This is a genomic window from Streptomyces sp. NPDC079167 (assembly GCF_040686735.1).
GTDB lineage: Bacteria > Actinomycetota > Actinomycetes > Streptomycetales > Streptomycetaceae > Streptomyces.
The window spans coordinates 43,319-61,231 of sequence record NZ_JBFBLO010000009.1 but is presented as its reverse complement, the minus strand read 5'-3'; the positions used below and the strand labels follow the sequence as shown (position 1 = coordinate 61,231).

Annotated in this window: 19 protein-coding genes and 1 pseudogene; 12 read left to right on the top strand and 8 right to left on the bottom strand. The window is 71.1% G+C overall.

The window, feature by feature from the left end; genetic code table 11:
- Positions 1 to 14 precede the first annotated feature (14 nt).
- Positions 15 to 1,184: an elongation factor Tu gene (gene tuf, locus AB0P41_RS20030; protein WP_356715080.1), complete on the bottom strand. Its 1,170-nt coding sequence runs from the start codon at positions 1,182 to 1,184 to the stop codon at positions 15 to 17.
- Positions 1,185 to 1,593: 409 nt separating this feature from the next.
- On the opposite strand from tuf, the gene AB0P41_RS20025 reads away from it, so the two are divergent.
- From AB0P41_RS20025 to lnt, 8 genes are all read left to right on the top strand, one after another.
- Positions 1,594 to 2,340: a TVP38/TMEM64 family protein gene (locus AB0P41_RS20025; RefSeq protein ID WP_356715082.1), complete on the top strand. Its 747-nt coding sequence runs from the start codon at positions 1,594 to 1,596 to the stop codon at positions 2,338 to 2,340.
- Positions 2,341 to 2,511: 171 nt separating this feature from the next.
- On the top strand, positions 2,512 to 3,384 hold the full coding sequence (locus tag AB0P41_RS20020) for an undecaprenyl-diphosphate phosphatase (RefSeq protein WP_356715084.1): 873 nt from the start codon (positions 2,512 to 2,514) through the stop codon (positions 3,382 to 3,384).
- A 472-nt stretch (positions 3,385 to 3,856) separates the two neighbouring features.
- Positions 3,857 to 4,639, top strand: a complete 783-nt coding sequence (locus AB0P41_RS20015; RefSeq protein WP_365933239.1) for an SGNH/GDSL hydrolase family protein — start codon at positions 3,857 to 3,859, stop codon at positions 4,637 to 4,639.
- A 102-nt stretch (positions 4,640 to 4,741) separates the two neighbouring features.
- Positions 4,742 to 5,737, top strand: coding sequence for an alpha/beta hydrolase-fold protein (locus AB0P41_RS20010; protein ID WP_356715089.1), 996 nt, complete (start codon positions 4,742 to 4,744; stop codon positions 5,735 to 5,737).
- A gap of 105 nt (positions 5,738 to 5,842) precedes the next feature.
- The gene (locus AB0P41_RS20005) at positions 5,843 to 6,091 is read left to right on the top strand and encodes a hypothetical protein (protein ID WP_365933237.1); all 249 of its coding nucleotides are present in this window, start codon (positions 5,843 to 5,845) and stop codon (positions 6,089 to 6,091) included.
- A gap of 112 nt (positions 6,092 to 6,203) precedes the next feature.
- The gene (locus AB0P41_RS20000; RefSeq protein WP_365933235.1) at positions 6,204 to 7,067 is read left to right on the top strand and encodes a universal stress protein; all 864 of its coding nucleotides are present in this window, start codon (positions 6,204 to 6,206) and stop codon (positions 7,065 to 7,067) included.
- 66 nt (positions 7,068 to 7,133) lie between these two features.
- Complete coding sequence (locus AB0P41_RS19995) at positions 7,134 to 7,604, top strand: nuclear transport factor 2 family protein (RefSeq protein ID WP_356715095.1); 471 nt, start codon at positions 7,134 to 7,136, stop codon at positions 7,602 to 7,604.
- A gap of 109 nt (positions 7,605 to 7,713) precedes the next feature.
- Positions 7,714 to 9,288 (top strand): apolipoprotein N-acyltransferase, encoded by a 1,575-nt coding sequence (gene lnt / locus AB0P41_RS19990; RefSeq protein ID WP_356715097.1) that lies wholly within the window; start codon positions 7,714 to 7,716, stop codon positions 9,286 to 9,288.
- Between the two features lie 96 nt (positions 9,289 to 9,384).
- Here lnt and AB0P41_RS19985 read toward each other — a convergent pair whose 3' ends face one another.
- A complete protein-coding gene (locus AB0P41_RS19985; RefSeq protein ID WP_356715099.1) occupies positions 9,385 to 9,843 on the bottom strand; it encodes a MerR family transcriptional regulator in 459 nt (152 codons plus the stop codon).
- Here AB0P41_RS19985 and AB0P41_RS19980 point away from each other — a divergent pair.
- Complete coding sequence (locus AB0P41_RS19980) at positions 9,842 to 10,669, top strand: SDR family NAD(P)-dependent oxidoreductase (protein ID WP_365933233.1); 828 nt, start codon at positions 9,842 to 9,844, stop codon at positions 10,667 to 10,669. The two genes, AB0P41_RS19985 and AB0P41_RS19980, sit on opposite strands and share 2 nt — an antisense overlap.
- 82 nt (positions 10,670 to 10,751) lie before the next feature.
- Here the strand turns inward: AB0P41_RS19980 and AB0P41_RS19975 are convergent, their stop codons facing one another.
- The 4 genes and pseudogenes from AB0P41_RS19975 to AB0P41_RS19960 form a co-directional block, all read right to left on the bottom strand.
- On the bottom strand, positions 10,752 to 11,168 hold the full coding sequence (locus AB0P41_RS19975) for a hypothetical protein (RefSeq protein ID WP_365933230.1): 417 nt from the start codon (positions 11,166 to 11,168) through the stop codon (positions 10,752 to 10,754).
- Positions 11,165 to 11,484 (bottom strand): annotated as a pseudogene (locus tag AB0P41_RS19970) (IS5/IS1182 family transposase); the annotation flags it as partial. The gene AB0P41_RS19975 and the pseudogene AB0P41_RS19970, both read right to left, overlap by 4 nt.
- Before the next feature lie 114 nt (positions 11,485 to 11,598).
- Complete coding sequence (locus AB0P41_RS19965; protein WP_365933229.1) at positions 11,599 to 12,510, bottom strand: Gfo/Idh/MocA family oxidoreductase; 912 nt, start codon at positions 12,508 to 12,510, stop codon at positions 11,599 to 11,601.
- 33 nt (positions 12,511 to 12,543) lie between these two features.
- Positions 12,544 to 13,755, bottom strand: coding sequence for an FAD-dependent monooxygenase (locus AB0P41_RS19960; RefSeq protein WP_365933227.1), 1,212 nt, complete (start codon positions 13,753 to 13,755; stop codon positions 12,544 to 12,546).
- Positions 13,756 to 13,837: 82 nt separating this feature from the next.
- Here AB0P41_RS19960 and AB0P41_RS19955 point away from each other — a divergent pair, with 82 nt between their 5' ends.
- Both AB0P41_RS19955 and AB0P41_RS19950 read left to right on the top strand, forming a co-directional pair.
- A complete protein-coding gene (locus tag AB0P41_RS19955) occupies positions 13,838 to 14,476 on the top strand; it encodes a TetR family transcriptional regulator (protein WP_365933225.1) in 639 nt (212 codons plus the stop codon).
- Positions 14,477 to 14,517: 41 nt separating this feature from the next.
- Complete coding sequence (locus AB0P41_RS19950) at positions 14,518 to 15,030, top strand: DinB family protein (RefSeq protein ID WP_365933223.1); 513 nt, start codon at positions 14,518 to 14,520, stop codon at positions 15,028 to 15,030.
- Positions 15,031 to 15,050: 20 nt separating this feature from the next.
- On the opposite strand, the gene AB0P41_RS19945 is transcribed toward AB0P41_RS19950, so the two are convergent.
- Together AB0P41_RS19945 and AB0P41_RS19940 are read right to left on the bottom strand one after the other, a co-directional pair.
- Positions 15,051 to 15,587 (bottom strand): hypothetical protein, encoded by a 537-nt coding sequence (locus AB0P41_RS19945; RefSeq protein WP_365933221.1) that lies wholly within the window; start codon positions 15,585 to 15,587, stop codon positions 15,051 to 15,053.
- A gap of 76 nt (positions 15,588 to 15,663) precedes the next feature.
- Positions 15,664 to 16,383 (bottom strand): uracil-DNA glycosylase, encoded by a 720-nt coding sequence (locus tag AB0P41_RS19940; protein WP_356715115.1) that lies wholly within the window; start codon positions 16,381 to 16,383, stop codon positions 15,664 to 15,666.
- Positions 16,384 to 16,661: 278 nt separating this feature from the next.
- Between AB0P41_RS19940 and AB0P41_RS19935 the strand changes: the two genes are divergently transcribed.
- Positions 16,662 to 17,876: an IS110 family transposase gene (locus AB0P41_RS19935; protein WP_365933219.1), complete on the top strand. Its 1,215-nt coding sequence runs from the start codon at positions 16,662 to 16,664 to the stop codon at positions 17,874 to 17,876.
- The last annotated feature ends 37 nt before the right edge of the window (positions 17,877 to 17,913 follow it).

Sequence of the window (17,913 nt, the reverse complement as noted above, 5' to 3'; positions counted from 1 at the left end):
GGCGCGCCCGGCCCTCAGAGCAGACCGGTTACCGTGCCCGCGCCGACCGTGCGGCCGCCCTCGCGGATCGCGAAGCCGAGGCCGGACTCCAGTGGGACGTCACGGCCGAGCTCGACGGTCATGGTGACCGTGTCGCCGGGCCGTGCCACCGCCGCGTCGCCGAGGTCGACGTCACCGACGACGTCCGCCGTACGGATGTAGAACTGCGGCCGGTATCCCGTGGCGACCGGAGTGGTCCGGCCCCCTTCCCGAGCCGACAGGACGTACACCTGAGCGGTGAAACGCCGGCTCGGCGTCACGCTGCCGGGCGCCGCCACCACATGCCCGCGGCGGACGCGGTCACGCTCGACCCCGCGCAGCAGCAGGGCGACGTTGTCGCCGGCCTCGGCGGACTCCATCGGCTTCCCGAAGGTCTCCAGGCCGGTGACGACCGTCTCGACGTCCGCGCCGAGCACCGACACCCGGTCCCCGGCACGCACTGTCCCGCGCTCCACGGCCCCGGTGACGACGGTGCCGCGGCCTGTGATGGTGAGCACGTTCTCCACGGACAGGAGGAACGGCGCGTCCGTGTAGCGCACCGGCATCGGCACGTACGTGTCCACCGCGTCCAGCAGCCCCTCGATGGATGCCGTCCAGCGTGGGTCCCCCTGGAGCGCGCCGAGCCCCGACACCCGTACGACGGGCACGGTGTCCCCGCCGTAACCGTGCGCGGAGAGCAGCTCACGGACCTCCAGCTCGACCAGGTCGGTGAGCTCGGGGTCGCCGGCGTCGGCCTTGTTGAGGGCCACGACGATGTGGTCGACCCCGACCTGACGCGCCAGCAGGACGTGCTCCGCGGTCTGCGGCATGATGCCGTCGAGCGCGGATACGACGAGGATCGCCCCGTCGAGCTGCGCCGCTCCGGTGACCATGTTCTTGATGTAGTCGGCGTGTCCGGGCATGTCGACGTGCGCGTAGTGCCGGGTGTCCGTCTCGTACTCGACGTGCGCGATGTTGATGGTGATGCCGCGCTGGGCCTCCTCCGGGGCCCGGTCGATCCGGTCGAACGGCACGAAGGTGCCGGTGCCGCGGTCGCTCAGCACCTTGGTGATGGCGGCGGTCAGCGTGGTCTTGCCGTGGTCGACGTGGCCCATGGTGCCGATGTTGAGGTGCGGCTTGGTGCGCACGTATGCCGTCTTGGGCATGGCTCGTTCCTTGGTTTTCGAAGCTGAGACGAGAAGACCCCAGGGCCCTGCCGACCCTCCCCTTGCGGGGTCCGCCGGACTGTCGGGGGAGGGTCAGCTTCGGGCGCCGCCGAAGGGCGCTGCGGCAGCGGCGAACGCTGCGTCAGTTGCTGCTGCGACCACTGCGGTGCATGCGGCCACGAGGCTCACGGCAGCCTTCGGCGCGTCCGCGACTGCGGACTGCGCTGCGAGGAAGGCGTACCGGAACATGCCCTGATCATGGCGGAGCGGCGCACCGGCGTCGAATGGTTTTCGCGCGGGCCTGCTCCACCCGCGGCCGGGCGGAGCAGGCGGCCGGCGTGACGAGTGACTCTCCGCCCTCGCACGGACATTACGGCGATCACACACCTGTTTCGGTTACGCTCCCCAGATGTTCGACCCCGTCCCCGCAACACGGCCGTCCGGTGGCCTCGCAGTGCGCTGTACGAGGGCGCTCCTGTCCCCCTGGTCCCGGTTCTCTCTGCTCGTGGCGGTCCTGCTGGCCGCTGCCACCACCATGCTGCTGTTCGAACCACAGCGGCTGCTGGCCTCCGGCTGGCCTCCCCAACTCACGGGTTCCGCCGCGGCGATGCTGTTCGGGCTCGCCTACGGCGTGTGCACCGTGGCGTTCGTACCGCGTCCGCTTCTCAACCTGGCCGCCGGCGCGCTGTTCGGTGCCCAGACCGGTCTCGCGGCGGCGCTCGCCGGAACCGTCCTCGGTGCCGGTGTCTCCTTCCTGCTCGGCAGGGTGCTGGGGCAGGACGCGCTCCGGACCCTGTTGCGCGGCAAGTACCTGAAGGCGGCGGACGGTCTGCTGAGCCGGCACGGGTTCAGGTCGATGCTGGCGTTGCGGCTTTTTCCCGGGGTGCCGTTCGCCGCGGCCAACTACTGCGCGGCGACCTCCCGCATGGGTTACCCGCCGTTCCTGCTGGCCACCGGGCTCGGCTCGATCCCGAACACGGCCGCGTACGTCATCGCGGGCAGCTCGGCCTCCTCCCCCACGTCACCGGTGTTCCTGGCCGCGATGGGCTTCATCGTGCTGTCCGGGGCGGGTGCGGCGCTCGTGGCCTGGCGCAGGCGGCACAAGCTGGGCGGCACGGACGGTGCGCCGTCGCCCGGGGCGGGCGACGCGGCGTAGCCAGGGGCAGGCGGGAGTCCGTTCACCTGTAGGCGATACGCTGCGCGCAACCGACAGAGGATGTCCGGGGCCGTGGCGTCCCGTCCCCTTTTCTGACCGCATCCGCACGCCGCCGACGGCCTTCGCGTCCGTCGGCCGTTGCATGAGTACCTCCGGGATGGCCTAAGCCCCATGAGCTGGTTCGAATCATTCGTCCTGGGCCTCGTTCAGGGACTGACCGAGTTCCTGCCGATCTCCTCCAGCGCGCATCTGCGGCTGACCGCGGCGTTCGCGGGCTGGCACGACCCGGGAGCCGCGTTCACCGCGATCACGCAAATCGGCACGGAGACCGCGGTCCTCATCTACTTCCGCAAGGACATCGTCCGGATCGTCTCGGCCTGGTTCCGGTCGCTGACCAATTCCTCGATGCGCGGCGACCACGATGCGCAGATGGGCTGGCTGGTCATCATCGGTTCGATTCCCATCGGTGTGCTCGGGGTGACGTTCAAGGACCAGATCGAGGGTCCGTTCCGTGACTTGCGTCTGATCGCCACGACGCTGATCGGCATGGGCATCGTCCTCGGCATCGCGGACCGGCTCGCGGCCCGCGACGAGACCGGCGGCAAGCACCGGGCCATCAAGGAGCGCAAGTCCCTCAAGGAACTGGGTGTCAGGGACGGGCTGATCTTCGGCATCTGCCAGGCGATGGCCCTGATCCCGGGTGTCTCCCGCTCGGGCGCGACGATCAGCGGCGGCCTGCTCATGGGGTACACCCGCGAGGCGGCGGCACGCTACTCCTTCCTGCTGGCGATCCCTGCGGTGCTGGCCTCGGGCGCCTTCGAGCTCAAGGACGCAGGCGAGGGCCACGTCTCGTGGGGGCCGACGATCTTCGCGACGGTCGTCGCGTTCGCGGTCGGTTACGCCGTGATCGCCTGGTTCATGAAGTTCATCACGACGAAGAGCTTCATGCCGTTCGTCATCTACCGTGTGATCCTGGGCATCGTGCTGTTCATCCTGATCGGTGCGGGCGTGCTGAGCCCGCACGCGGGCGAGTCCGCAGGCTGACGGAGGCTTCGGCGCGCAGGACCCCCGCTGCCAGCTGGCTCCCCGCACCCCCGGTGCGCCTGACCGGCGTCGGTGCGGCGGAGGGGAGTCAGCCGCCGGCCGCTTACGCTCGTGACGCCGCCGACGGGCCAGCAGCATGGTGGCAGGCACGGGCGAGGTCCTCGCGTCCAGCAGTTCCGACCCGGCGTAGCGCCCCCGGATCCTGTCGTCCAGGAGGCATGGACCAAGGCGGGCGACCCCGAGTCGACTGCCTCGCGCAGCAGCAGGCCGGCGGCGTTCCGCCGTGCGTGACCGGAGGCCGAGCCGGCCGCGATGCCGCGGCAGCGCCGTAGCAGAACGCCGGTGAGGGGCGGGTCATTTCGCCGATGACATGGGCGCACCGGGGCGGGGAGGTTGGGCGTGGTCACGGCCGCCGGCCTCGCGCGGCAGCCGTGCGCCGGCCGTGTTCCCTCCCACCCCACGGAGATGCCCCATGCCTCTGTCCCGTTACGCCGGTGCCGCACTGCTCGCCCTCGCAGTCGCGACGGTCACCATGTCCCCGGCGGCAGCCGCCCCGGAGGCGGCCGAGGTGAACTACGTGGCCCTCGGCGACTCGTACGCCTCCGGTACCGGCGCCGGCAACTACTCCGACGCCGCCTGCACCCGGAGCCGCAACGCCTACCCCGCTCTCTGGGCCGACGCCCACGACCCGGCCTCGTTCACGTTCGCCGCCTGCGGCGGTGCCAAGATCCCCGACGTGCTCAGCGGCCAGGTGGACGATCTGGACGAGGACACCACCCTGGTCAGCCTGAGCATCGGGGGCAACGACTCCGGCTTCGCCTCGACCATGCTCAGCTGTCAGTACTCCACCCGGTCGGCCTGCGAGCGGGCCCTGGAGACGGCCGGGGAGTACGTCGTGAACGAGCTGCCTGGCGAGCTGGACAGCCTCTACGCGACCGTCCGCGCCCGGGCGCCCCACGCCGAGGTCGTCGTCATCGGTTACCCGTACCTCTACAAGGAGGGCGGCCTCTGCCTCGGCGGGCTCAGCTCCGCCAAGCGCACGGCCGTGAACCAGGGTTCGGATCTGCTCAACGAGACGATCGCGGGCCGTGCGGCGGCAGCCGGGTTCGCGTTCGCGGACGGCCGGCCGGCGTTCTCCGGGCACGAGATCTGCACGAGCGACGCCTGGATCAGCAGCTCGAACATCCACCCGACAGCCGAGGGCCACAAGTCGGCGTATCTGCCGGCCTTCAGCGCCGCTGTGTCGGGCACCTGAGCTCAGTACACGTCGCGCGCTCACCGTTCGCCGGCGGCGTGCGGGCTGCGGGCTGCGGGCTGCGGGTTAAAGGTGGCGGAGACGCCGGCCGATGACTCGGGTATGTCGCGCACACGCCGCACCGTTCTCACGACCGGAGCCCTGCTGGGCGCCGGAGCACTCCTCGGCGTCGCCCCGAGCAGCGCAAGCAGCACAGTCCTTGCCGAACGCCGCCTGGACGACCGGCTCGTCGAACTGACCATGGACTCCCCGGCTCTCGGTGGCCGGAGCACGGTGGCCCTGCTGACACCACGCGGCTGGGATCGGCGCCGCCCCGGTGACCGCTGGCCCACGCTCTATCTGTTCGCGGGTGGAGACGGCGACCACACGACCTGGACCAGCCTGTTCGAGGTGCAGGACCTGGCGGAACTGCGTGATGTCCTGGTGGTGATGCCGGGGATGCCGCTGTTCGGCTTCTGGACGGACTGGTGGAACCACGGCAAGGGGGGCGCTCCTCGGGTACGTACGTACTTCCTCCGTGAAGTCATGGCCCTGGTGGAGAAGGATTACGGCGCCGGGCCCAGCAGAGCGGCAGCCGGCGAGTCCCAGGGCGGATTCGGCGCCCTGGGACTCGCCGCCCGCGTCACGGGGCTGTTCGGCGCTGTCGCCGCCTTCGGGGCTCCCGTACACCCGGTCCGGCACCCGGAGATGTGGCTTTCGGGTGCGAAGTACGTCGGCGTGGACGGCTACGCGGTCTTCGGCGACCCGTGGAAGCAGTGGAAGACCTGGCTCGACTGGGATCCGTACCACCACGCCCGCGGACTGCGTCACACGCCCGTCTACCTCGCCTCCGGTGACGGAACGCCCGGTCCGCTCGACGGTGACGAACCGGATCCCCACATCCCCGGCACCGAGAAATGGGTGGCGCTCGCCGACAAGGGCGTCGTGTCCGTCACCGAGGCCGTGTGCGGCGAGGAGACCCGGATGCTCAGCGACCGTCTCACGTCCCTGGGTGCGCCCGTGACCACTCACATCTATCCAGGTGGGCACAGCGGCACCTACGGCCACAGGGAACTGCGTCACGCTCTGCCGATGCTGACGGCGGCGCTACGCCGGTGACGCTCGCGCGGCCGGGTGAACGATGTCGTGCGCGCCGTCAACGTGATGTCGTCCGGCAGCCTAGTGTCTGGGCTTATGCGCCACAGTCTGAACGAGCTTGTCGAGATGCAACGTGCCGTGAACGAGGCGCACGCCCGCGTCGTCGAGCTGCGCGCGAGGTTCGGGCCGCCGACGGTACAGCCGTGGACGCAGGCGCAGACCGCCGCTCACGAGACCGCGTGGCGGGCCTGGCGAGACCTGGAACGAGATCTCCAGTCAGCGGTCACGGACCATGCCGGAACCGAGGGCGTCAGACGTACCGAAGTCGAGAAGGCGGTACGGGAACGAGCGTCCGAGTCCGACGGCCCGGACTGACCGGTGACGACCCCCGTGCCCGCCGGGCCTCCGGCGGGCAACCGGGTCATAATCACGGTGCAGGGCCGTTTCGCACCGGCCCCGAAGCTCTCCGACCCCGTGGGAGGCTTGCATGACCGCCGACGACCTTCCCGTGATCGCCGCCGTGGACGGCTCGGCCCACAGCTGGGAGGCGCTCACCTGGGCCGCCGCCGAGGCGGTGCGCACCGGTCTGCCGCTGCTGATCGTGCATGTCAGGCCGCCCACCCGGCGTGCGGAGGAGGCGAGAGGGCTGCGGGAGGCCGAGGAACTGCTCGCGCAGGCCGTGCTGCGGACCTCCCGGCTCGCCCCCGAGCTGCCCACCTCGACGCTGGCGCCGCTGGACTTCCCTTCGGCGGCGCTGACCTCGCTCAGCCGTGACGCCTCTCTCGTGGTCGTCGGCTCGCGTGGTCTCGGCGGATTCCGCTCGCTGATGATCGGATCGAACAGTCTGGCCACCGCCTCGATGGCGCACTGTCCGGTCGTCGTCGCCCACACCGGCAGGACCGAGGAGGGTGAGGTGGAGCCGTCGGACGCCTTCCCGGACGTGGTCGCGGGGGTCGCCGCCGACGAGAGCAGCGGCGCGGTCCTCGATTTCGCGTACGCGGCCGCCGCCTCCAGGCCGGGTGCGCGGCTGCGGCTGGTGCACGGGTGGACGATGTTCTCCTCGATGCTGTCCGGCGGCCCGGTGTTCGACAGCGACGCGGCGGCGGAGTCGGCCGAGCGGGTGCTCGCCGAACTCACGGCGGGCCGGCGCGAGAAGTTCCCGCGGGTGGAGGTCGTGCGCGAACCGGTCCGGGGTTCGGCGTCCCGCACCCTGGTCACGGCATCGGCCACCGCCACGCTGACCGTGGTCGGGCGGCGCAGGGGCGGCGAGGCCCTCGGGCTCGGCCTCTCCCCCGTCGCGCAGACGACGGTGACGCACGCCCTCGGCCCGGTGGCTGTCGTCCCCACGTGACACCTGCTTCCGGCCGGGCGCGCCCGGCCCCTTGGCGTGCGGCGAGCGACCGCCGAGACTTGGGCGATGACACAGCGCGTGGCTCTCGCGACGGTGATGGACCGGCTCTCCATCGATGCAGTGATCACCGATTACGCCGTGGCGTGGGGCGACGGCGCCTGGGAGGACTACGGCGCCCTGTTCACCCCGGAGGGGCGCGCCGACTACCGCGATGCGGGCGGTGCCGAAGGGCCGGCCGCCGAGGCCGCGGGGTGGCTGGCGGAGAGCCTCCGGCCCTGCCCCGCCCGGCACCACCTGATCGTCAACAGGCGCCTGGATCTCCAGGATCTGGGCGGCTACCCCGGTGACCGGGCGCAGGTGCGGGCCGACTATCTCAGTCCGGCGGCACCCACCGCCTGGGACGGGGAGGCGGCTCCGTCCCTGGTCACCGGCGGTGCGTACGTCTTCGAGCTGGTGCGTACGGAACCGGGCTGGCGGATCCTGACCGTCGCGGCGCGCCGGAAGTGGGGGTACGCGCCGGGGGCGGCAGCCGGCTGACGCGCGGCAGGCGGGGCGCCCGTCCGGTGGCCGCGGCACGCCCCCTGTGCGCTGCTGATCTTCTGCACCACACTGGGATCAGGCGCACCGACCGGCGAGGAGGGCATGTATGCCGATGCTGCGCGGGCGGCTTCGCGACGGGCCGGCCGGGGAGGGCGGCGCACGGCCGTACGAACGGCTGCTGCGGTCCAGAACCGGCCGGGGTGCCGTGGCCCTGTGCGCGGGCGCCCTGCCCGCCCTGGCGTTTCCCGCGCCGTCGCTCTGGTGGTTCGCGTACGTCGCGCTGGTGCCCTGGCTGCTGCTGATCCGCTCGGCGGGTACGGGCCGCCGTGCGGCGGCCGACGGCTGGCTCGGCGGCACGGGCTTCATGCTCGCGGCGCACCACTGGCTGATGCCGAGCCTCCATGTCTTCATCCTGCTGCTCGCCGCCCTGCTGGGACTGCTCTGGGCGCCCTGGGGCGTTCTCGTGGCCCGGCTTCTGGGGGGCTCGCCGTCCGTCCGGCGTGCGGTCGCCGCGGTGGCCGTGGTGCCCTCCGGATGGCTGGTGGTCGAGCTGGTCCGCTCCTGGGAGGGGCTCGGCGGCCCTTGGGGGCTGCTGGGCGCCAGCCAGTGGGATGTCCCGCCGGCGCTGCGCGTCGCCTCGGTGGGGGGTGTGTGGCTGGTGAGTCTGGGGCTCGTGGCCGTGAACACCGTGGTCGTGCTGCTGCTGGCGGTGCCGGCGGCCCGCAGGGCCGGGGCCGCGTGCCTGGTGGCGGGGGCGCTGGGCGTGGGCGCGACGGCGCTCTGGGCGCCCCGGCCGGAGGAGACCGGTACGACCAGGATCGCTGTCGTGCAGCCGGGTGTGGTCGAGGGGCCCGGCAGCATCGAACGTCGTTTCGCCCGTAGCGAGGCACTGACCCGGGACCTCGCGGGCCGGGACGTGGACCTGGTGGTGTGGGGTGAGAGCAGCGTGGCCGTCGATCTGTCCCGGAACGAGGCCGCCGCGGACCGCGTCGCCGCACTCTCCCGTCTGGTCGGGGCCGATGTCCTGGTCAACATGGACGCCCGGCGCACGGACGGCCCCCATCAGGCCGGAATCTTCAAGTCCGCGGTGCTGGTGGGCCCGGACGGCCCGACCGGGGACCGTTACGACAAGATGCGCCTGGTGCCGTTCGGTGAGTACGTTCCCGCCCGCGCACTGCTCGGCTGGGCGACCTCGGTCGGCAAGGCCGCGGGGGAGGACCGGCTGCGGGGAAGTGAGCCCGTGGTGATGGACCTGCCGGACGGGCTGCGGGTGGGACCCGTGGTGTGCTTCGAGTCGGCGTTCCCCGACATGAGCCGGCAACTGGCGAAGGACGGGGCGCAGCTGATCGTCGCCCAGTCCTCCACCTCGACGTTCCAGCAGAGCTGGGCTCCCGAGCAGCACGCCTCGCTGGGAGCGCTGCGGGCGGCGGAGACGGGCCGCCCGATGGTGCACGCCACGCTGACGGGGGTGAGCGCGGCGTACGGCCCCCGGGGCGAGCGGGTGGGAGCACCGCTGGGGACGGACGTGAGCGGGGCCGCCGTCTACGACGTACCGCTCGCCCGGGGCACCACCCTCTACGTCCGGCTGGGGGCGTGGCCCGTGTACGGCGCACTGGCGGTACTGGCCGTCTTCTTCGGAGCGGCGGGGCTGCGGTCCCTCGGAGGGCGGTACGCGAGTTGATGTCTGGTTCGTTGTCGTCTGAACGTGTGGCCGTGGGGACTCCGGGCCGGTCAACGGGTTCGGCTGTGCCGGAGTGGCGGGGTGAGCGGCATCAACTCACGCCCCGCCTTCTGGCGGATGGCACTCCTGGTGAGTGGTGGCCTGGGCTGCCGCATCCGGGTGGGACGGATTCCAGAGCCGGTCGGCCTCGCCGCGGACGACATGGTCCTCGTAGGTCCTCACCTTGTGCCGCATCACGTCCAGGGTCTCTTGCAGTGCCCGGATCTGCGCCTCCACGTGGTTCTCGTGTCGGCGCAGCAATTCCAGCCGCTCATGTTCGTTGCCCGGGCCCTGACCGACCAGCTCGATGTATTGCCGGATCGTCGCCAGCGACATGCCGGAGGAGCGCAACTTCGTGCAGATCGCCAGCCACTCCAGATCTTCCTCGTGGTAGACCCGACGGCCGTTGGACAGGCGGCGTACCGGGTTGGCGAACAGGCCCTCCCGCTCGTAGAACCGCAGCGCGTGAACGCTCAGCCCACTGCGCTCCGCCACCTCGCCGATGCTCAGGTCCATGAGCGACTCCCGTCACACAGTTCTTGATCTGGACCCGACTCTAGTTTCTAGCCTGGAGCTGTTGACCCATCGGGCGATCGGAACAGGGGAGAACATGAGCGTTTGGTTTGTTACCGGTGCATCGCGTGGGCTCGGCGCGGAGATCACCCGTGAGGCGCTGGATCGAGGACATAGCGTGATCGCTACGGCGAGGGACGTGTCGGCGGTGCTCAAGGCGCACCCGCAAAGGCCGGACGGACTGCTGGCGGTGAACGCGGACGTGACCGAACCGGAGCAGTTGACGGCTGCGGTGGAGGCTGGCCTGGCGGAGTTCGGCCGGATCGACATCGTGGCCAACAACGCCGGTTACGGCCTCGTGGGCGCGATCGAGGAGACCTCTGACAAGGCTGCCCGGGATCTGTTCGACGTCAACGTGTTCGGCGTGCTCAACACGTTGCGGGCGACCTTGCCGACGTTGCGTGCTCAGCGATCCGGACATGTCTTGAACATCGGCTCCGTGGGCGGCTTCGCCACTGCTCCGGCGGCGGGCCTGTACGGCGCGTCGAAATTCGCCCTCGAGGGCATCTCCGAGGCACTGCACGGCGAGCTGGCCCCGCTTGGCGTCCGCGTCACGATCATAGAGCCGGGCGGCTTTCGCACCGACTTTCTCAACAGCTCCAGCATCCAGGTCGAACCAGCCGCCATCGTCGACGTCACCGAGGTCGCCAAGCCGCCGCTGCGCCTGCAGTTGGGTGCGGACGCGGTCGAGCGCGTCGAGGCAAAGCTGGATCTGGTGCGACGTGAACTCGACCAATGGCGCCACGTCGCGCTCTCTACCGCCATCTGAGCCTCAGAAGGCGGCACGCGACCCGATGCCCGTCGTGAGTTGCGTTGGGTGAGGTGTGCTGGTCGCGGAGGCGCTGGATGTCCTACGGCCGGTTCTGGGTGAACAATCCGGGTTCGGTCTCGGTGAGGATGCCACGGGCGACGAGACGCTTGAGCTTGGAGCGGACGCCTTCGACATTCTTCGGCAGCAGCCCGAGGTCGAGGGCTTCGCACAGGTCACGGGCCCGCAGCGGCCGCTGTTTCTCGTGGAAGACCGCGAGGAGCTGAGGGTGGAGCGGGTGCTCGGGCAGTTCCGGCTCTGCCGGGGGCGGAGCGTCCTGGTCGAGCCCGTCGGCCAGGGAGGTGGCGGTCTGCCGGGTGATCTGTACGTGCTCCAGATCGCGCTCGATGTTGTTCAGGCGGGCGGTGAGCTGGTCGATCTCGACTCTCAACGCGTCAGTCTGGCAGGCGAGTTCGGCCTCTCGCTCGGCGGTTCGGGCGAAGAGTTGGCTGATGCTCATGCCGCCGCCCGTACCGATTCGCCCAAGGCGAGATCGGCTGGGGTGCGCCAGCTGGTGGCAGTGGTGCCGGTCAGGCGCCGGGTCATCCGGTCGGTCTCGGCCCAGTACACGCGGGAGACAGAGGAGGCCAGTCGGGCCTCGTAGTCCCTGACGAGCCGTCGGTGCAGCATCAAGATCCCGAAGGTCTGCTCGACTCTCCACCTGATCGGCTGCGGGACCCGAGATCCTGCGGGTTCCGCTCGACAATCGCGACGTCCACGCCCAGACCCCGGCCGTGATGGACCACCTTCTGCATGAAGCCCTGGTCAACCAGGGCCAATCTTGCAGGACTTGCGCTCGCTCACCCCGCCACTCCAGCACGGCCGACCCCGTTGACCGGCCCGGAGTCCCCACAGCCACACGTTCAGGCGACAACGAGCCGGACATCAGGTCACGTACCGGACGCCTGCTCCGAGGCGTCCAGCACCACCCGCTCGCACAGCCGGTGGGTCTCCAGAGCGTCCTGGGCGCTGAGCACCTCGCCGGCCCGCACCGCGTCCAGGAAGGACAGCACGCTCTGTTCGATTCCGCGCTGGCGGGCGACCGGCACCCAGTCCCCCCGCCGCCGCAGGGTCGGCTGCCCCTTGTGATCCACGACGTCCGCGAGGTTGATGACCTGCCGCTTGGTGTCCTGCCCCGAGACCTCGAGGATCTCCTCCGTCGATCCGTTGAGCCGGTTCATCATGCCGATGGCCGTGAATCCGTCGCCGGACAGCTGGAGCACCACGTGGTGCATGAGCCCTTCGGCGATCCGCGCCCTCACGACGACGTTCGACACGGGGCCGGGGACCAGGAAGCGCAGGGTGTCGACCACATGGATGAAGTCGTCCAGCACCATGGTGCGCGGGTCCTCGGGGAGGCCCACCCGGTTCTTCTGCAGGAGGATCAGCTCGCGCGGGTGTTCGACGCACTGTGCGTACGACGGGGCGAGCCTGCGGTTGAACCCGACGGCGAGAGAGACACCGCGCTCCTCCGCGAGAGCCACCAGCCGCTCGGACTCCGCGAGTTCGTAACTGAGCGGCTTGTCGACGAAGGTGGGGACGCCCGCTTCGAGAAGCCGCCCCACGATCTCCGCGTGGGCGGCGGTCGGCGCGTGCACGAAGGCGGCGTCCAGCCCGCTGTCGAGCAGCGAGCCGAGATCCTCGTGGCACTGCTCCTCGGGGATGCGGTGGGCCCCGGCGACAGCCGCCAGCGTCGCCGGGGTGCGGGTCTGCAGATGCGGTTCGACACCGGCCAGGGTCGTCAGTACCGGCAGATACGCCTTCTGCGCGATGTCGCCGAGTCCGATGCAGCCGACCTTCACGAGGTTCTCCCTGTCGCCTTGACCAGGGCGTTGTCACGGTCGCGTGGTCTGTCCTTCCCTGGTCCCGGCAGCATACGTGCGCTGCGGGGGCTGCCAGTCACAGATCCCGTCGAAGGTGCGCAGGACGAGACCCGGACCCAGCCGGGAGACGGCGGACATCAGCCCGTTGCGGAGGGCGACGGCCGGCGCCCCGGTCAGCCCGGTCATCCGGGAGACCTGCGCCGCCTTGCGGACCATCGCGGTCGTACGGGGGTGCCTGGCCGCGCTGTAGGCGGCCACACCCGCTCCCAGGTCACCGTCCGGTGTGACGTGGTGGGCGAGGACGACGGCGTCCTCGATGGCCTGGTTACCGCCCTGACCGAGGAAGGGGACCATGGCGTGCGCCGAGTCACCGACGAGGACGGTGCGGCCCCGGTGGAAGGACGGCAGCGGATCGGCCAGGTGGTACACGTCGTGGCGCAGGACCTGGCCGGGTTCGACGGCGTCGATGATCGCGGGGATCGGGTCGTGCCAGTCGCCGTAGCGGCGCAGCAGCTCGGACTTCTCGTCGTCGGCGGCCCGGGCGCCGGCGGGGACGGCCGCCGCGGCGTAGGCGTAGACCCCGCCGTCCTTCAGCGGGTGGCTGCCCCAGAGCGCGCCGCGGCCCCAGGTCTCGTGCGAGCTGAAGGTGCGGATGGGTCCGGGGGCGAGGACGCGCCAGGTGGTGAAGCCGCTGTACGAGGGGCCCGGGTGGCTCGGGAACAGCTCGGTGCGCACGGCCGAGCCGATGCCGTCGGCACCGACCACCAGATCGGCCTCGATGTCGCCGGTGGCCGTCCTGACGAGGGCCGGGCTTCCGCCCGCGCGACCCGCATCCACGACTCGCGCCGGTGTCCCGGTGCGCACGGCGTCCTCGGGGAGCCGTGCGCGCAGCAGGCCGACGAGCGCCGAGCGGCGCAGCAGGACGAGCGGCCCGCCGAAGCGTTCCGCCGCGGCGGCGCTGTCCGTGCGGGCGAGCCAGCGTCCCGAGGGGGTGCGCATGCCGCCGTCCCCCTGCCAGGCAGCGAGCGCTCTGACCTCGTCACCGAGTCCGATGACGTCGAGGGCGCGCTGGGAGTTGGGGGCGAGGCTGATGCCCGCGCCGACGGGTTCCAGTGAGGCGGCACGCTCGAGCACGGTGACCTGCCACCCGCTCCGGTGCAGCGCCGCCGCGGCGGTGAGTCCGCCGATTCCGCTGCCGATGACCACCGCACGGGACGTCGTCATGACTGACTCCTCCTCGGAACTACATCTGTAGTAGGCAGGCTCCACCGTACTACATCTGTAGTGAAGGCGGTAGATTGATCTCATGCCCACACGCTCCACGCCCGCGGGGGCAGCCTCCGCCGACGGCGCCCGGCCGCCCCTCCCCTCCCGCGCCGAACTGATCGCCGACACCGCTCTCACCCTTCTCGCCGAACGCGGGATGAGAGGTCTCACCCATCGGGCGGTGGACGAGCGCGCCGGGCTCCCCCAGGGGTCGACGTCCAATCACGCCCGCACGCGCGAGGCCCTGCTGGAAGCCGCCGTCCGCCGCCTCGCCGAGCTGGAGGCGCGGGTGCTCGCGCCGGGGGAACTGCTCACGAGCAGCGATCCGGCCGGGGCCGCCGCCGGGCTGGCACACGCGCTGCACCGCTATCTGACCGGCTCCACCCATCTCCTGGTCTGCCGCTACGAACTGGCCCTGGAGGCCACCCGGCGCCCCGCCCTCCGGGTCTTCTACGACGAAGCGGGCCGCCGGTTCCGTGAACCGCTGGTGGCCCTGATGACCGCGGCGGGATCGTCCGACCCGGAGCGCCACGCGCTGTCCGTCGTGGCCTGGGCGGAGGGGATGATGTTCGCGTGCGCCGTGGGTTCCTACCACCGGGCCGTACCGGCCGAGGAGGAGCTGCGCAGGGGCTGCGCCGAACTGCTGCGGGGCATGCTCGGCGCAGGTGCCACCGGATAAGCCATGGCGCCGCTGATCACCACTGCGCGAGGATGCCCCGCATGACGACAGAGGAACGGTCCCGGCCGGCGGTCGACGCGGCCGAACGACAGATGCTGGAGGGGTGGCTCGACTACCATCGGGCGACCCTGGCCATGAAGTGCGAGGGCCTGACCGACGCCCAGCTCCGGGAGGCGTCCGTCCCTCCCTCGGAGTTCACCCTCCTCGGCCTCGTCCGGCACCTGGCCGAGAACGAGCGCGGCTGGTTCCGCGAGGTGCTGGCCGGTGAGGAACTGCCGCCGGTCTACGGGACGGACGAGGACCCGGACGGGGAGTTCCACCTCACCGAGGCGGACACCTGGGACGAGGCCAGGTCCACCTGGCTGGGCGAGATCGAGATGGCGCGGGCGAACGCCGCGAAACTCGGGCTCGACGACCTGTCCGTCGGCCTGGGCAGGCACGGCAAGCCGTTCAGCCTCCGCTGGATCTACACGCACATGATCGAGGAGTACGCCCGCCACAACGGCCACGCCGACCTCGTACGGGAACGGATCGACGGGGCCACCGGCGAGTGACGCCCGGGCGGCGCGCCGCGTCACTCCCCCGGCGCGCTCCCCCGGAGCCGCTGCTCCATGCGCCCGATGGCGGCACGGACCCCTTCGCCGTATTTGTCGCCCTCCAGCACCCCGACGGCGTCCCAGGCCCGGTCCAGATGGGTGCGGGCGGCCTCGAAACGCTGCAGCTTCAGATAGTCCGCCGCCAGATTGAGATGCAGGGAGGGAACGAGGGCCCGTACGGCGGTCACCTCCCGGTGCTGGGTGCCCGGCTCCTGCTCCGGGCCCGGGCCCGGAGCCTTGTCCTCGGCCGCGCCCTGGCCCGCCGCCCCGGCCAGACCTTCCGCGGCCGTCAGCGCCCGGAGGTCCCAGGCGAGCTCGTCCCCGGGATCGTCCTGGGTGTCGGCCATGTAGTGGGCGAGGGTGCAGCGGTGCAGGGCGGCACCGCGCTCACCGATCTCCGACCAGATGACCCCGAACCGGTTGCGGGCCTCCTCCCTGTCACCGGCGTGGAGCAGCATGATCGCCTGGCCGATCCTGATCATGACGGCGTCCCCCGGCACTTCCCGCTGCTCCACTACAGAGGTCTCCCCTGATCACCGCCCGGCCTGTTCCGGTGGCTCAGACGCTAGCGGCAGCCACGGGCAATCGCGCTCAGGCGCGGGCCCCGGCGACCGGCCGGGTCGTCCCGAGGCCCAGGTCCGGGATCTGCCAGTCGACCGGCTCGTGGCCCTGCGCGGCCACGGCCTCGTTGATCTGCGTGAAGGGGCGGGAGCCGAACCACTTCTTGGCGGAGAGCGGCGAGGGATGGGCGCCCTTGACCACCACATGACGGTCCTGGTCGATCAGCGGGATCTTCTTCTGGGCGTAGTTGCCCCAGAGGACGAAGACGGCCGGGTCCGGCCGCTCGGCCACGGCGCGGATCACCGCGTCGGTGACCTTCTCCCAGCCCTTGGCCTTGTGCGAATTCGCCTCGCCGCCGCGGACCGTCAGCACCGCGTTGAGCAGCAGGACGCCCTGCTCGGCCCATGGCATCAGATATCCGTTGTCCGGGACCGGCAGGCCGAGCTCGGCGTTCATCTCCTTGTAGATGTTGCGCAGCGAGGGGGGCGTCTTCACGCCCGGCCGGACCGAGAAGCAGAGGCCGTGCCCCTGCCCCTCGCCGTGGTAGGGGTCCTGGCCGAGGATGAGCACCTTCACCCGGTCGTAAGGCGTGGCCTCCAGCGCGGCGAAGACCTGTTCGCGCGGCGGATACACCGGCCCCCTGGCCCGCTCCTCCTCGACGAAGTCCATGAGCTCCTTGAAGTAGGGCTTCTGCAGCTCTTCGCCGAGGACGCCGCGCCAGGACTCGGGCAGCAGGTCGGTGTCGGTCACGTCCACAACCTCCGGTAAGCAATCAGTTCTTGACCACAGAACCTACCGGGGAGCACTGACATTGATGCTGATACTCAGGTTCCGGTGGTCGTGGCTCGGGCACTGACTGACGCCCTGCTGGGCTGTCCTCAAGTTGTTCTGTCCGACCGCCGGGACCTGTTCTCATGGCTCCGGCCGGGCGGAACATGACCTGATAGGAGCTTGGTCAGAAGCCCCCTCAATGTCCTGTCTGCGCCACCCGGCCGGCGCCCACCTTCGGCTCGGAAGGCAGCATCAGCATGACATCAGCGGTCGCGGACGACACCACGGACCAGGATGTGTTCGGCGGCGTCGACTCTCATGCCGACACCATTCACGTCGCGGTCATCAGCGACAACGGCGGTCACCTCGCGGATGCCGAGTTCGCCACCACCACCGCCGGATACGCCGCAGCCCTGGCCTTTCTGAACGCCCACGGCCACGTGAGGGCGATCGGGGTGGAAGGCACCGCCTCCTACGGGGCCGGCCTCACCCGCGCCGCCCGCTCGGCGGGCCTCGACGTCGTCGAGGTCAACCGTCCCGACCGGGCCGAACGCCGCCGCATCGGCAAGTCCGACACCATCGACGCCTACGCCGCCGCCCGCGCCGCCCTGTCCGGACGGGCCTCCAGCGCGCCGAAGGACGACACCGTCGCCGGCATACGCGCCCTGCACAACGCCGCCCGCTCCGCCGTCAAGGCCCGCACTGCCACCCTCAACCAGATCACCCACATCCTCGTCACCGCGCCCGAGAGCATCGGTGCCAAGTTCGGGCAGCTCAAGGGCGTCGACCGGACCGACGCCCTGGCCCGGCTGCGACCGGCCGGCGACGCGGTCCACACAGCGGTCCTCACCGCGCTCAAGAGCCTCGCCCGACGCGTCAAAGAGCTGACCGCCGAGCACGAGACCCTGACCCGGGCCCTCGACGGCGAGGTCACCGCCAACAACCCCGGACTGCGGGCCGCCTACGGCGTCGGCCCCGACACCGCCGCCCAGCTGCTGGTCACGGCCGGAGGCAATCCCGAACGCCTGCGGACCGAGGCGTCCTTCGCCGCGCTCTGCGGAGCCGCCCCCGTCCCCGCCTCCAGCGGCCGCACGAACCGGCACCGCCTCTCACGAGGCGGCGACCGGGCGGCCAACGCCGCCCTCTACCGCATCGCCCTGGTCCGCATGTCCAGCGATCCCCGCACCCGCGACTACGTGGCACGGCAGACTGCCGCCGGCCGAACCAAGAAGGAGATCATCCGGCTGCTGAAACGGGCCATCGCCCGGGAGATGTTCCGCTGCCTGACCACCACCGTCACTATCCCAGGCATCGCCGACCTGCGACCCCTGCGGCAGTCGAAGAACATCACCCTCACCGCAGCGGCCCGCCACTTCGGAGTCTGGCCCGCCACGATTTCCACCCTCGAACGCGGAATCCGCCGAGACGACAACCTCGCCAACACCCACCGCGACTGGCTCACCGCCGCTTGACAGCCAATAGGAGCATCAACCGGCCCGCCGAGCCCCT